The organism is Amycolatopsis mongoliensis, assembly GCF_030285665.1.
Lineage (GTDB): Bacteria > Actinomycetota > Actinomycetes > Mycobacteriales > Pseudonocardiaceae > Amycolatopsis > Amycolatopsis mongoliensis.
Genome location: NZ_CP127295.1, coordinates 1,372,393 through 1,386,298, shown reverse-complemented (window position 1 = coordinate 1,386,298; position 13,906 = coordinate 1,372,393). Strand labels below are relative to the sequence as shown.

The following is a 13,906-nucleotide window of genomic DNA, read 5'->3' as shown; positions in this document are numbered from 1 at the left end:
TTTGGGTCAGCTCACCGCGTAGGTGAACACGTGGGCCGCGCCGGCGCCGGTCGACGTCGGCAGGGTGATGCTGCGAACCTGCTTCACCGGGTCCAGGGCGATCGGGGCCGTGGCGAACAGGTACGACGTGTACGGCCGCTGCAGCCGGAACATGTACCTCGGGAACGCCGAGTTCACGTACGGCACCTTCGCGACGACCGTGTTGCCGAACTGCGGCGTCTCCTCGCCGCCCTTCAACAGCCACTCCGACAGGCCCAGGGACGCCTGCTGCGTCGAGCCGTCGGTGTAGGTGACCGTCACCGGGCCCTGCGCGTCCGCGCCGGTCGCCGCGCCGAGGAACGACAGCTTCGTCGCACCCGCCGGAGCGGCCACCGCAAGCGTTTGCCCCGCAGCGATCACGTTGTCCGGCGACCCCGTCGGACTCGACGGCCAAGTGAACTCCTGGCCGTTGGCGGTCACCTTCCCGCCGGGCGTGATGCCGTTGGCGGCGAAGCCCTGTGCGGAGTAGGAGAACGCGAACCCGCCGGGGTAGAGGTCGGTCTCGCCGAAGTCGCCGTACTGGACGAGCTTGTCGTCCGTGACGCCGACGTTCGTGTTCGCCGCGTGCAGCGTTCCCGGCGTCCCGACGGTCACCGGCAGGTACGCGGGCACCTGCTGCCCGCCGAAGCTCACCGGCACGCTGGTGTACGCGTCCGGCGTTCCGGCCGCGGCGGTCACGCGAACCTGCTGGGAGGACGTCCCGTGCGCGCCCACCGTGAGCGTCCCGCTCGACGGCGTCACGGTGATCCCGGCCGGCGGCTTCGCCTGCCACGTCACCGTGCCCTGGCCGGTGATGCCCTCGGCGGTCACCGTGGCCGTCGCCGCGGCCCCACCGGGTGCGGCGACGACGCGACCCGGGCCGACGCGCCCGCGCACCGGCACCTCGCCGTCGCGGAAGGACGGCGGCGCGTCCGACGCACCGGAACCCCACGACGTCGGCGACGCGCCGAGCGTGAAGTCGAGCCGCCCGCCGTTCACCGCGAAGGACTCCGGCAGCCACGGCTTCGTGCTCGCCTGGCCGTTCACCTTCAGGCTCTTCACGTACTTCACCGAGCTGGACGCGCCGGGCGCGGTGATCGTGATCCGCTGGCCGGTCGCCCGCGTCAGCGTGATCTTCGGGAACATCGGGCTGGCCAGCACCATCTCGGCGCGCCCGGGCGCCTCCGGGTACATGCCGAGTGCCGCGAAGACGTACCACGCGGACGTCGCGCCGAGGTCGTCGTTGCCGGGCAGGCCGTCCTCGGTGGGCTTGAACAGCAGTTCCGCCGAGCGGCGCACGATGTCCTGCGTCTTCGACGGCGCGCCGTCGTAGGCGTACTCCCACGGCACCTCGAACGACGGCTCGTTCGACATGAACGCGTACGGCGAGTCGGCGTCGCTGTTCAGCTTCGTGAAGAAGAAGTCGAGCCGCTTCTTCACGGCGTCGTCGCCGCCCATCGCGTCGAAGAGGCCGCGGACGTCGTACGGCACCATCCACGTGTACTGCGCCGCGTTCCCTTCCTGGTAGCGCATTTCCTGGTACTGCGCGGGATCGAACGGCGAGAGGAACTGGCCGTCGCGCATCCGGGTCTGCAGGTAGCCCGTCGCCGGGTTGTAGACGTTCTCCCAGTACTGCGCGCGGGCCATGAACTGCTGGTGGACGTCCTTGTTCCCGAGACGCTGGGCGAGTTGCGCGATCCCGAAGTCCGCCGTCGTCTCCTCGAGCATGTCGGAGACGTTGTTGGGGTGGTAGCCGAGCGTCAGGTAGTCGGACAGGCCGGGCCGCTCGAGGGCGCGCTCACCGGCCTGCTGGACGCGGGTGGCGCCGTTGACCATCGACTTCAACGCGCCCGCGGCGTCGAAGTCCGTGGCGCCGAAGGCGTACGTGCTGGCGATGATCGAGTGGTACGGGTCGCCGCCCATCACGCCCATGAAGTCGTTGTTCTGCGACCAGCGGTCCCAGATCCCGCCGGCCTGGTTCGCCTGGTTGTACATCGACTGCGCCATGTCGGCGGCCTCGTGCGGCGCGAGCATCGAGAGCAGCTGGACCTCGTCGCGGTAGGTGTCCCAGCCGGAGAAGTTGGCGTACTGCGCGTGGCCGGGTTTCGCCCGGTGGATCGCCTTGTCGAAGCCCGCGTAGCGGCCGTCCACATCGGAGAAGACGTTCGGCTGCAGGAGCGTGTGGTAGAGCGCGGTGTAGAACGTCCTGCTCGCCGCGTCCGTGCCGCCTTCGACGGTGATCTGGCGCAGCCGGTCGTTCCAGGTCCGGCGGGCGTTGTTCTTGATCGTCTCGAAGGAGTCGTGCCGCTGCTCGGCCGCGACGTTCAGTCGCGCCCCGGCTGCGTCCACATAGGACAATCCGACGCGCACCTGGACCGGCTTGGCCGGGTCGAAGGTCAGGTAGGCGCCGGAGCCGCCGTCGGCGGTGACGACCTGCTTGTCCCACGTCTCCTTGCTCAGGTCGCCGCCGCGGGCACTGGTGCCGCCGGGCGTGACGGCGGCGTTCTGCCAGGTCCCGGACGTCGTGAACGGCTGGTCGAACGACGCGCTGAAGTACACCTTGTAGGTGTTGGGGCCGCGGCAGAAGTGCCCGCTCGACACCCAGCCTTCGACGGTCCGCTTGGCCGGGTCGACAGTCACGGACGCGTCGTCACTGCCCATCGCGGACTGCGCGACGTCGATCAGGAGCGTCGCGGGGGAGTTCTTCGGGAAGGTGAAGCGGCCCATGCCGGAGCGCTGGGTCGCGGTCAGCTCGGTCGTGATGCCGGAGCCGGTCGTCACCTTGTAGTAGCCGGGGGACGCGGACTCGTCGGCGTGGCTGAAGGCAGGGAAGTACTTCGTCGCGTCCACCGCGGGGGACGTGGTCAGGTTCCCGGCGAAGGGGAGGAACGGGACGTCCCCCGCCGCGCCGCCGCAGCCGGCGCCGTTGAAGTGGGTCAGGCTGAAGCCGCGGAGCTTGTTCTCTTCCCAGGCGTAGCCGCCGTCGCGGTCGTGGGCGTAGTAGCGGCCCTGTCCGGCGGGCGGCTTGGGCTGCAGGGGAGTGTCGGGGCTCCACTGCACCATGCCGAAGGGGACGTCGGCGCCGGGGAAGGTGTCGCCGGCGTAGGTGTTGGTCTCGGGGGTGTCGCCGGCCTTGGCGCCGACGAACGGGTTGACGTAGGCGGCGAGGTCGTGGCTCTGGGTTTCCGCGAGTGCGGGGCTGGCCACGGCTGTGACCAGGGGAATGACCAAAGCCGCGGTGACGACTCTGCGCATGCTCTTCCTCCCGGGGTGAGTGGGGCATCCGAGGGCTGACAACGTTGTCAGAGAACAGGGGTGACCCGGCGAGCACTGGGAGTGAACCACCGGTGGTTCAGACCGGTCAAGAAGTGCCCGCCAGGCGGCCCATCCGGTTACCGCTTGAGGATCCGCAGCGCCTCGTCGTGCAGGCGGCCGTTCGTCGACAGCGCGCTCCCGTTGTCGTACCTCGCCACACCGTCGAGGTCGCTGAACCGCCCGCCGGCCTCGGTGACGATCACCTGCGCCGCCGCGACGTCCCACGGGTTGACGATGCACTCCGCCGCCACGTCCAGCGCGCCCTCCGCCACCAGCACGTGGTGCCAGAAGTCGCCGAACGCCCGGGTCTCCCAGCACGCGTCCACGAGGTCCAGGTACTTCTCGCGCGAGTGGTACTCGATCCACGAGTTCAAGTCCGTCGTGGACAGATAAGCGTCCGAAAGGGACGAGACGCCGGAAACCGACAGCTGCCGCGTGCCGGCCGAGTCGCTGGAGAAGGCGCCCGAACCCGTGGCCGCCCACCAGCGGCGGCCCAGCAGCGGCGCGCTGATCATGCCGACGACCGGGTCGCCGTCTTCGACGAGCGCGATCAGGGTCGCCCAGACGGGTACACCCCGGAGGAAGTTCTTGGTGCCGTCGATCGGGTCGAGCACCCACGCCCGGCCGGTCGCCGCGGACCCGCCGCGCTCCTCGCCGAGCACCGCGTCGCCGGGTCGCTCGGAAGCCAGCAGGGCGCGGATCGCGTCCTCCACCGCGGTGTCCGCGTCGGTCACCGGGGTGCGGTCGGGCTTGCGCTCCACCGCCAGGTCCAGGGCGCGGAACCGCGCCGTCGTGATCGCGTCGGCGGCGTCAGCCAGCCGGGTGGCGAGGGCCAGATCATCTCCGTAGCCAGGCACGGTCACGATGGTTTCACGCCTCCTCGCCGTAGAGTTGGCCAGGTGAGCATGGTCCTACTTGCCGAAGACGATCCGGCCATCGCCGAACCGCTCTCCCGCGCCCTCGAACGTGAGGGATACGAGATCCACGTCGTCACCGACGGCCCTTCGGTGCTCGACGCCACCGCCGCCCAGAAAGTCGACCTGCTCGTGCTCGACCTCGGGCTGCCCGGCATGGACGGTCTCGAGGTCTGCCGGCGCCTCCGGGCGAACGGCACCGAGCTGCCCGTCCTGATGCTCACCGCCCGCACCGACGAGGTCGACTTCGTCGTGGGCCTGGACGCGGGCGCCGACGACTACGTCGCCAAGCCGTTCCGGCTCGCCGAGCTGCTCGCCCGGATCCGCGCGCTGCTGCGCCGCCGGGTGCCGGAGGTGCTCGAAGCCGGCGGCGTGCGGATGGACCTCGGCGCGCGGCTGGTCACCGTCGACCTGCACGAGGTGCAGCTGGCGAACAAGGAGTTCGAGCTGCTGCGCGTGCTGATGAGCCGCGCCGGGCAGGTCGTCAGCCGTGACGAGATCCTCGCCGAGGTCTGGAACGACCTCGAGTCGAAGACGTCCAAGACGCTCGACATGCACATGTCGTGGCTGCGGCGGAAGCTCGCCATCGCCGCCGACGAGGCCGCCGGCCGCACCAGCAAGACCCACGACGGCGAGCGGCGGATCGCGACCGTCCGCGGCGTCGGCTTCCGGTTCAACGCCGAATAAGCCGTGCGCCGTCGCATCCTGCTGGCCATCCTGCTGGCCGTCGCGGTCACCGCGGCGGTCCTCGGCATCCCGCTGGGCATCGTGGCGAGCTGGCAGATCGAGTCGAGCTACCGCGAGACGCTCGCCGAGAACGCCCGCGCGGCCGCGGCGATCCTCGACACCGAGATCGCCAACGGCCAGGAGATCGACCTCGACCAGGTGCGCGCGGCGGTCCCGGCGAACGGGATCCTCACCGTGCAGGTCCCCAACCAGCAGGAAAAGCGCTACGGCAACGACCCCGGGCCCGACACGGTCGCCGAGACGGCCGACCTGGCTCGCGACGGCAAGGTCGCGATCGCCGTCCCGGCGGGCCCGATGCACGAGCGGCAGACGACGGTGACGCTGGTCGTCGTGCTGCTCGTGCTGCTGTCGATCGGCACCGGCGCGGTGGTGGCGATCGCCACGGCGCGGCGGCTGGCGAAGCCACTGCGGCACGTCGCCGAGCGCGCGTCCCGCCTGGGCGGCGGCGACTTCCGGCCCGACCCGAGCCGCTACGGCGTCGGCGAGCTCGACATGGTCGCCGAGGCGCTGGACGCGTCCGGCACCGCGCTCGCCCAGCTCGTGCAGCGGGAGCGCCAGCTCGTCGGCGACGTCTCGCACCAGCTGCGCAGCCGGCTGACGGCGTTGCAGCTGCGGCTGGAGCCGCTCACCGTGCACCCGGACGAAGAGGTGGCCGACGAGTCGAAGGCGGCCCAGGAACAGGCCGACCGGCTCGCCGAGGCCCTCGACGAGCTGCTGGCGGCGGCCCGGGCGGCCCGTGAGGTCGGCGCGGAACCGGTCGACCTGCCGACGCAGCTGCCGGAAATGGCCCAGGAGTGGCGCGAACTGCTCCGCTCGGAGGGACGCAATCTGCGGATGCGGGTGGCCGACGGCCTGATGGCGCGCGCGACCCCGGGTCGGCTGCGCGAGGTGGTCGGGGTGCTGCTGGACAACGCCCTGCGGCACGGCTCGGGCACGGTCACGGTGGCCGCCCGCCGCGGCGACGCCGAGGGCACGGTGGTGATCGAGGTAAGCGACACGGGGCCGGGCGTGCCGGACGAGCTGGCCCCGCACATCTTCGAGCGGGGCTTCTCCGGCGGCGGCTCCACCGGCGTCGGGCTGGCACTGGCGCGGGCACTGGTGGAGGCCGACGGCGGACGCCTGGAGCTGTCGAACCGGCGGCCGGCGGTGTTCAGTCTCTTCCTGAAGGTGCCGCGGCCGAGCGATGTTCCCGAAGTGCGCTGGCCGGCCGAGCGCGTCCCGCGTTAGACGCCGGCCGTGACCTGCAGGACGAACCCGGCTCGCGCGGGCATCCCCAGGCTCGTCCACAACGTCGACGGATCCGTTGCGGCCAAAGCCATCCGCATCGGGGAAGCGTTTTCCGCCAGCAGCTCTTCACCGGAGAGAACGGCCCGCAGTGCGGCGTCGAGCAGGTCGTGCTCCTCCCGCACCTGCCCGGCCCGCGCCGTGACGAGGTAGGAGAGCGTGCAGCTGGACGCGGCACGCTCTCCCCGGAGCGCGAAGAGGAACAGCTCCACGCTTCGCACCTGCGACTCCGTCTGCCAGGCCGGCTTCGGCGGATCGAGCCGGATCTGCGTCCCCGCCGGCAGGCGGGGCCGCAGCAGCCGGCACAGTGCTTCGTCGACCTGGGCGATCACGGGTCAGATCAACCCTTCGCGCAGCGCGTACGCCACCGCGTGCGAACGGTTGCGCAGCTGGAACCGGTTGGTCACGTCGTGCAGGATGCTCTTCACCGTGCGCTGCGAATAACACAGCTCGTCGGCGATCTCCTGCGTCGAATACCCCGCTGCGACGAGCCGGAGCACCTCCGTCTCCCGGTTGCTCATCCCGCCCGGGCGCACGCCACGCGGCTGGAGCACCTGGCGCTGCAGGCGGGAAACCCGGTTCAGCAGCCGGCCGAGCAGATCGGGCGGCAGCGCGCCCTCCCCGGCCGCGGCCGCCTTGATCAGCCGGACGAGAACCTCCGGCCCGGCGTCGGCGCGGCGGGCGACCGCGCAGACCCCGTGCTCGACGGCGTTGAGGATCTCGTTGTCGTCGACTTCGCCCGCGATCAGCACGATGCGGGTGAAGCCCTGGTGGTGCAGCGCGGACAGCAGCTGGGTCATCGTCTCGTCGAGCCGGTCGGCGACCAGCAGCGCGACCGTGGCCGAGTCACCCGTCTCCCCGTCCACGACCCGGACCTCGTCACGCGAACGCAGCGCCATGCAGACGCCGTTGTGCAGGATCGGATCGGTGGCGCGAACCACCACCGGTGTCCTGTCGGATTCGAACATCGTCACCCATTCCCCTCGAACGGTGCGAGAGCTCCACCCCTCACTCTCTTCACCATGCCCGCCGGGGTGTCCCGGGCGCATGGGACCGGCGTCCCGAAGTTGCCCGGACGGGCAGCCCGTCAGGACCGGCCGAGGCCCGCGTCCCGGGCCCGCACGATCGCTTCCGCTCGGTCGGCGACGTGGAGCTTGGCGAAGACGTTCGAGATGTGGTTGCGCACGGTCTTCGGGCTGAGGCACAGGGTGTTCGCGATGACGCCGTTGCTGTGCCCGGCCGCGATCAGCGACAGGACCTCGCGCTCGCGCACGGTCAGTTCCGGGAACACCGGCTCGCTCGCGGGCGGCGGCTGGTTGAAGAAGCCGAGCACGCGGTTCGCGATGTCGGGGCCGAAGATGGCCTCCCGCCGCGCGACCGCCTGGACGGCGCGGATGATCTCGTCCGGCTCGGCGTCCTTGAGCAGGTAGCCACGGGCACCGGCGCGCATCGCCGCGAAGACCGACTCGCTCTCGTCGGCCATCGTCAGCATCAGCACGCCGGTGTCCGGGCTCACGGCCGCGATGTGCCGGGTCGCCTCGATCCCGGACAGGTCGGGCAGGTGCAGGTCCATGACCACGACGTCCGGGAGCAGCGCGCCCGCGGCGTCGACGGCGGCGGCACCGCTGGCGGCCTCGCCGACGATCTCGATGCCCGGCTCGGCGTCCAGCAGCGTGCACACGCCGAACCGGAACAGCGGGTGGTCGTCCACGACGAGGACGCGCAGGCTCTTGGCCATCCGGTCACCTCCCCCGTCACCCCCGGTAATGGTAGGGGAATGCGGCCGCATTCTCACCCGCCCAATCGGCGAACGTCAGCGGCGGCCGGCCGAGGAGACGTTCGACGGTGTCGAAGACGACGTGTTCGTGTTCGGCGGACTCCCGCTTCAGCGCGAAGAAGCCGTCGACGGCTTCGACGGGCCAGCCGTACATCCGCGTCATGCGTTCGCGCGCGGCGCTTTCGGGCTCTTCGACGTACTTCACCGGACGGCCGAGGGCGCCGGCGAGGGTCGCGACCTGCTGTTCGGTCGTGAGCGCTTCCCCGCCGGTGAGTTCGTAGGTCGCGCCTTCGTGATCGGACGTCGTGAGGGCGAGCGTCGCGACCGCGGCGATGTCCCGGACGTGGACGAGCGCGGACGCCGGATCGCCTTCGGGCACGTACACGGCGTTGCCGTCGCGGATCGAGCCCACCCAGGCGAACCGGTTGTCCATGAACGCGCCGGGCCGCAGGATCGTCCACACCGGCCCGGCTTCGCGGATCGCCTGCTCGGCTTCGGCGTGGGCGCGGGTGATCGGATCCGTCTGTCCGAAGTGGACGCCGGTGGTGGACAGCTTGACGAGGTGGGTGGCGCCCGCTCGGGCAGCGGCCCGTGCGATCGCCGCTTCGCGGTCGGCGCTGTGGCCCTGCGTCAGCACGAACACGCGGTCCGCGCCGTCGAGGAGCGCGGGCAGGTCCGCGGTGTCGAGATCGGCTTGGACGACTTCGGCGCGCGAGTCGATGCGGGCCTTGGCCGGGTCGCGGGTCAGGGCGCGGACGGCAGCGCCGGTGTCGAGCAGGGCGGGGACGAGGGCGCGGCCGATCTTGCCGGTGGCGCCGAGGACGAAGATCATCGTGGTTCTCCTAGCGGTGGAGGGGGACGTGGGGGAGCGCGAACGCCGTCACGAGGGCGAGCGCGAGCACGGGCAGCAGGGCGAGGAAAACGCCGTGGGTGCCGGTGTTGTAGGCGAAGCCGAGCGCGACCGGGCCGAGAGACGAGCCGAGCGCGCGGGCGAGGTTGACGCCGGCGGCGACCGCGCCGCGGTCCGCGTGCGGTGCGGTGTTCTGCGTGGCCAGGGCGAGGACTTGCAGGTTCAGCCCGGCCGCGAGGCCGAAGACGACCAGGCAGGGCAGGATCAGCCCGAGCGGGCTGTGCTCGTCCAGAGTGGTCAGGCCGAGCACGGCGAGCAGGCCGAGCGCCATGCTGAGCCGTGGTGCCCAGCGGTAGGCGCCGGTGCGGGCGATGACCTTGCTCGCGACGACCGAGGAAAGCGACACGGCGAGCGTCATCGGGACCAGCCGCAGCCCGCCTTCCGCCGGGCCGGCCTCGGCCTGCAGGAAGACGGCGATGTAGTTGATCGAGCCGAGGAACGCGAACCCGGCGAGCACGCTGAGCAGCACGGACACGGTGAACGTCCGGTCGCGGAACAGGCGCAGGGGCAGGACGGGCGCCGGGGCTCGTCGTTCGACGAAGACGAACGCGACGGCCGTCGCCGCGCCGAGGCCGATCGACCACGGCGTGAGCAGGGTGAACCCGGTGATCGCCCCGCCGAGCAGGACGACGCCGGCGAAGTCGAACGGCGCTTCACGTCGTCGTCGCGGCAGGTCGAGGGTCCGGAGGAGCGCGACGGCGACCAGGCCGAGGGGCAGGTTGACGAGGAAGATCGACCGCCACCCGGCCAGCCCGGTGAGCACACCGCCGACGACCGGGCCGGCGAGCGACGCGACGGCGAAGCAGATCGAGAACCACCCGAAGTACTTCGCGCCTTCGCGAGGCGTGAACATCTCGCCGAGCGAAGCGCCGACGGAGACGAAGAGACCTCCGGAGCCGGCGCCCTGCAGCACGCGCCCGGCGACGAGCGTGGCGGCCGACGGCGCCAGGCCGCAGGCGAGCGAACCGAGCAGGAACAGGGCGAGCGCGCCCAGGAGCACGCGTTTGCGGCCGAAGACGTCGCCGAGCTTGCCGTACAGGGGAGCGGTGACGCTTCCGGCGAGCAGGTAGGCGGTGGTGACCCAGGCGTAGGCGCCGGTCCCGCCGAACTCGGCGGCGATCCGGGGGAGTGCGGTGGCGACGACCTGGGCGTCGAGCATCGCGAGGAAGACGGACAGGAACAGGCCCGCGAGGGCAGGGTTTTGGGCGCGCTGAGGCGCGATTGTGCTCAAGGAAGGTCCTTGTTTCGTCAGAAGGGACGAGAGGTGCGGACGCGCTGAGTACGCGTCCCGTCGAGTCGGGAAAAGGCTCCATCGTCACCCGCGGACGGGTGCGACCTCTTCGCGCTCGGTAACCACCTCGAATCGTCCCGCTCGCCCGGCCGAACCCGGACGGCGTCCTCACGAAGGAACACTGACGAGGATGACTGTAGACAACTACATGTCAGAAGACAAGTACTTTTCGATCGACGCCCACTCGAGTCGGTGGGCAGCTCGGGGTGTTCAGTGCAGGCGGGTCACGTCGCCGTTGTCCCGGCGGCGCTCGCCGAGCTCGTCCGGGAAGACCCACTTCTTGAAGCCCCAGAAGCGGAAGAACATCGCCAGCAGCATGCCGATGATCGACCCGCTCGCGAAGTCCGCGACCTCCTGCACCAGCCGCGTCACGTGCGGGACCTCCAGGTCCAGCACGTACCGCGAGACGTACAGCGGGATCAGGTTCACCACGACGGCGACGCCGCTGATCACGAAGAACAGCGCGGCCTCGTGGTGGCGCTCGCGGCCGCCGCGGGTGCGGAACGACCACTCGCGGTTCAGGATGTACGACACGATCGTCGCGACGATGATCGCGATCGCCTTCGCCGTCGTCGGTTTCGACTCCAGCACCGACAGCTTCAGGACGTACCAGACGCCGTTGTCGACCAGGAACGTCGTGCCGCCCACGATCGCGAACTTCAGCAGCTCCCGGTGCTTGATCAGCACCGAACGCAGTGGCTCCGGCGTGCGCTTGAGCACGGTTTCCACAACGGTCACACCATGCAGTCTAGGAGCACACCGCGTTGACCTGTGGTTCAGGCAGCCTTGCGGTCCTGAATGTCCGGATCATCCGCGACCTCGACCACCCGGGCGTCCTCTTCCGGGAAAACCCACCTCTTGAACGCCCACCACCGGAACACCGTCCCCAGCAGCGTGCCGATGACGATCCCGCTGACGAAGTCGGCCACCTCGACGCCGAACGGCGACAGCCGCGGCGCCTGCAGGTCCAGCACGTACCGCGAGAACCACTGCGGCAGCGCGTTCAGGCCCAGCGCGACACCGCTGATCAGGAAGAACAACGCGGCTTCGTGCGCCCGCTCCCGGCCGCCGCGGGTGCGGAACGACCACTCGCGGTTGGCGACGTAGGAGAAGATCGTCGCGACGAGGACGCCGACGATCAGCGCCGTCACCGGGTGGGTCCGCAGCACGGTGAACTTCAGGCCGTAGTTGACGGACATCGTGATCACGAAGCTGATCCCGCCGACGACGGCGAAGCGGAGGAGCTCGCGATGCTTCTTCAGCAGCTCGCGCACCGCGCGGACGCTACCCGGTCAGCCAGCCGAATCCCTTCCCGGGGGTGACGGTCGGCCGCTGGTCACCGGTCTTCGTGCCCGGGGTCGGCGGCGCGCTCGTGGTGGTCGCCGACGTCGGGGGTGACGTCGTCGGCTTGGTCTTCGTGGTCGTCGCCGGCGGGGTGGACGACGGCGGGGACGGCTTGGTCGGCGCCGGCTTGGACGGCGACGTCGGCGTGGTCGTCGTCGGCAGCGGGTCCTTGCCGCACCAGTGGTGGTAGCAGCCGAAGTCCACGGTCACCGGCTCCGCCGACGCCTTGCCGAGCTTCGCGGTGATCGTCACGCGCCCGTCGTCGGGACGGCCCTTCAGCCGCACCCACAGGTTGACGTGCTGGCCGGGCGCGAGCGAGCTCTTCGTCGTGCAGGTGGCGCCCTCGCCGGACGGCGTGCACGGGAAGCCCCGCAGGCTCCACCACTGCCACAGCGGGTGGTCGAAGGTGACCGTGACCGGCTTGGTCGTCTCGCCGGTGTTGCGGACCCGCACGTAGACCAGCGGGTTGCGGGTCCACGGGAACGCCGAGAGCCCGTCGCCCTGCGCCTCCAGGACCACCGCGTCCGGCGGCTGCTTCACGGTGACCTTGACGCTCACCGTGACGTTGATCTGCACGCCGGCGGTCACCGACCCGGTCACCGTGCCGCCCTCGGCGTCGTCGTCGGCCTGGAGGCGGAAGTTCAGCGTCGCGCTCTGGCCGGGCTGCAGGCCGGCGCCGGTCTTGCACGTCACCACGCCGTCGCCGCCCGGGCAGTTCACCGAGACCGGGCCGCCGTCCTGCGCGAACGCCATCGGCGCGCCGCCACCGGCGGCGTTGACCGCGTGCACGCCCGGCGGGAGCTTCAGCGCGACCGCCACGGGGTCGGACACGCTCCCGCCGTCGTTGCGCACGGTGATGGGCAGGTTCGTCGCGGCGCCGGGGCTGAGCTCGACGCCGTCCGGCGGGGTCGTCGCGGACATCGACGGCGGTGCCGGGGCGGGGGGTGCCGGGGGCGGCGCGGGGGCGGGCGGCGCGACCGGCGGCGGGGCGGGCTCGACGGGCGGCGCGGCGGGTGGTGCCGGCGGCTGTGGAGGCGCGGGCGGTGCCGGTGGCGCGGGTTTCGGTGCCGGTGGGTTGACGGGCTGGACCACCGGTGGCGGTACCTGGGCCGCGACGGGGATCTCCTGCGCCCCGCCGCCGGCGGTGAGCGCGATGACGACGGCCGCGACGACCGCCGTGCCCGAGGCGGCGACCCCGGCGAACTGGCGGGGTCCGGCGGCCGCGGCGCCCGCGGCCGCGCCTGCCTTGCCCCCGGCCGCGGCAGCACCGGCGGCGGCCGCACCAGCAGCCGCCGCGGTGGCCGCGCTCGCCTTGGCCGCGCCGATGGTGGCGAGGTAGCCGAGCGCCGCGCCGCCCAGGACGATCGGGGCGATGATCGCGCGCAGCCCGCCGTTGACGTCGGCGAGCTCCGCGGCCAGCGCCCGGCAGTTCTCGCACTCGTCGAGGTGGTTCTCGACCTGGGCGCGTTCCCGCTTGGACAACCCGTCGCGGGTCCACGCGCCGAGCCGCTCGGCACAGGCGCGGCAGCGTTCCTCGGCGTTCTCCTGCAGGTGGACCTGCAGGTACGCCTGGCGCAGCCCCTCGCGGGCGCGGTAGGCCAGCGCGGAGACGCCGTTCGCGGTCAGCCCCAGCAGCGGCGCGACCTCGGCCGGGCTCTGCTGCTCGATCTCGGTGTGCCAGAGCACCGCCTGCCAGCGTTCGGGCAGCCGCGCGAACGCCTTGGCGGCCATCGTCCGCTCGAGCCCGGCGACGGCGGTGTCGGAGAACGGCACGGTCAGCGCCTCGGCCGAGACGTCGGTCATGTCCTCGTTGAGGTCGACCCGGCGTTCCTTGCGCGTGCGGTCGTAGGCGGTGTGACGCAGCGCAGTCAGCAGGTAGGCCCGGAAGGCTGTGTCCGGCCCCTTGCCGCCACGCAGCGTGTCGAGCACTTTGGCGAACGCCTCGGACACCAGGTCGTCGGCTTCCGAGCTCGAACGGGCCAGCTGACGAGCGAGGTTGTGCGCCGCGCCGGTGTGGCGCTCGTAAAGCGGCCCGTACGACTCGATCTTCCCGGCGCGGACCTCGGCGATCAGCTCGGCGTCACTCTTTCCGCTGAGATCGGCGGGAACGGTGGACACGGCACTCCTCGGTCGGTTAAGGCCAGGACCTGCCATTACAGGCGGGTCCGCGACGCGAGACAAGTGTGACTGACCCACCCCGGGCCGTCACGTCGTGGTCGGGGTGTTGACTCCGTCGGCGGAGCAAAATCACCCGCCCCCGGGTCGCGGCGTGGAAAAGCTTCTTAACAAAACTCGCGAGTACGCGT

Annotated in this window: 12 protein-coding genes; 2 read left to right on the top strand and 10 right to left on the bottom strand. The window is 71.4% G+C overall.

Features of this window, described 5'->3' with window-relative positions:
- Positions 1-6: 6 nt before the first annotated feature.
- Positions 7-3,273 (bottom strand): GH92 family glycosyl hydrolase, encoded by a 3,267-nt coding sequence (locus QRX60_RS06410; protein ID WP_285999875.1) that lies wholly within the window; start codon positions 3,271-3,273, stop codon positions 7-9.
- A gap of 137 nt (positions 3,274-3,410) precedes the next feature.
- Positions 3,411-4,196, bottom strand: coding sequence for a histidinol-phosphatase (hisN, locus tag QRX60_RS06405; RefSeq protein WP_285999874.1), 786 nt, complete (start codon positions 4,194-4,196; stop codon positions 3,411-3,413).
- A gap of 42 nt (positions 4,197-4,238) precedes the next feature.
- Between hisN and QRX60_RS06400 the strand changes: the two genes are divergently transcribed.
- Together QRX60_RS06400 and QRX60_RS06395 are read left to right on the top strand one after the other, a co-directional pair.
- The gene (locus tag QRX60_RS06400; protein ID WP_284748517.1) at positions 4,239-4,934 is read left to right on the top strand and encodes a response regulator transcription factor; all 696 of its coding nucleotides are present in this window, start codon (positions 4,239-4,241) and stop codon (positions 4,932-4,934) included.
- Positions 4,935-4,937: 3 nt separating this feature from the next.
- Positions 4,938-6,221 (top strand): ATP-binding protein, encoded by a 1,284-nt coding sequence (locus QRX60_RS06395; RefSeq protein ID WP_285999873.1) that lies wholly within the window; start codon positions 4,938-4,940, stop codon positions 6,219-6,221.
- Here the strand turns inward: QRX60_RS06395 and QRX60_RS06390 are convergent.
- The 8 genes from QRX60_RS06390 to QRX60_RS06355 all read right to left on the bottom strand — a co-directional run bounded on the left by QRX60_RS06390 (position 6,218) and on the right by QRX60_RS06355 (position 13,718).
- Positions 6,218-6,610: a hypothetical protein gene (locus QRX60_RS06390; RefSeq protein ID WP_285999872.1), complete on the bottom strand. Its 393-nt coding sequence runs from the start codon at positions 6,608-6,610 to the stop codon at positions 6,218-6,220. The genes QRX60_RS06395 and QRX60_RS06390 overlap by 4 nt on opposite strands.
- Before the next feature lie 3 nt (positions 6,611-6,613).
- Entirely contained in the window at positions 6,614-7,246 is a 633-nt protein-coding gene (locus QRX60_RS06385) for a response regulator transcription factor (protein WP_286003517.1), read from the bottom strand.
- A gap of 119 nt (positions 7,247-7,365) precedes the next feature.
- On the bottom strand, positions 7,366-8,016 hold the full coding sequence (locus tag QRX60_RS06380; protein WP_285999871.1) for a response regulator: 651 nt from the start codon (positions 8,014-8,016) through the stop codon (positions 7,366-7,368).
- A 16-nt stretch (positions 8,017-8,032) separates the two neighbouring features.
- Entirely contained in the window at positions 8,033-8,887 is an 855-nt protein-coding gene (locus QRX60_RS06375) for an NAD(P)H-binding protein (RefSeq protein WP_285999870.1), read from the bottom strand.
- 10 nt (positions 8,888-8,897) lie between these two features.
- Positions 8,898-10,196 carry an MFS transporter gene (locus QRX60_RS06370; protein WP_285999869.1) on the bottom strand — a complete coding sequence of 433 codons (1,299 nt, stop codon included), beginning with the start codon at positions 10,194-10,196 and terminating at the stop codon, positions 8,898-8,900.
- 270 nt (positions 10,197-10,466) lie between these two features.
- Positions 10,467-10,994, bottom strand: coding sequence for a GtrA family protein (locus QRX60_RS06365; RefSeq protein ID WP_285999868.1), 528 nt, complete (start codon positions 10,992-10,994; stop codon positions 10,467-10,469).
- Between the two features lie 38 nt (positions 10,995-11,032).
- Entirely contained in the window at positions 11,033-11,530 is a 498-nt protein-coding gene (locus QRX60_RS06360; RefSeq protein ID WP_285999867.1) for a GtrA family protein, read from the bottom strand.
- Between the two features lie 10 nt (positions 11,531-11,540).
- Positions 11,541-13,718: a sigma-70 family RNA polymerase sigma factor gene (locus QRX60_RS06355; protein ID WP_285999866.1), complete on the bottom strand. Its 2,178-nt coding sequence runs from the start codon at positions 13,716-13,718 to the stop codon at positions 11,541-11,543.
- Between the last annotated feature and the right edge of the window lie 188 nt (positions 13,719-13,906).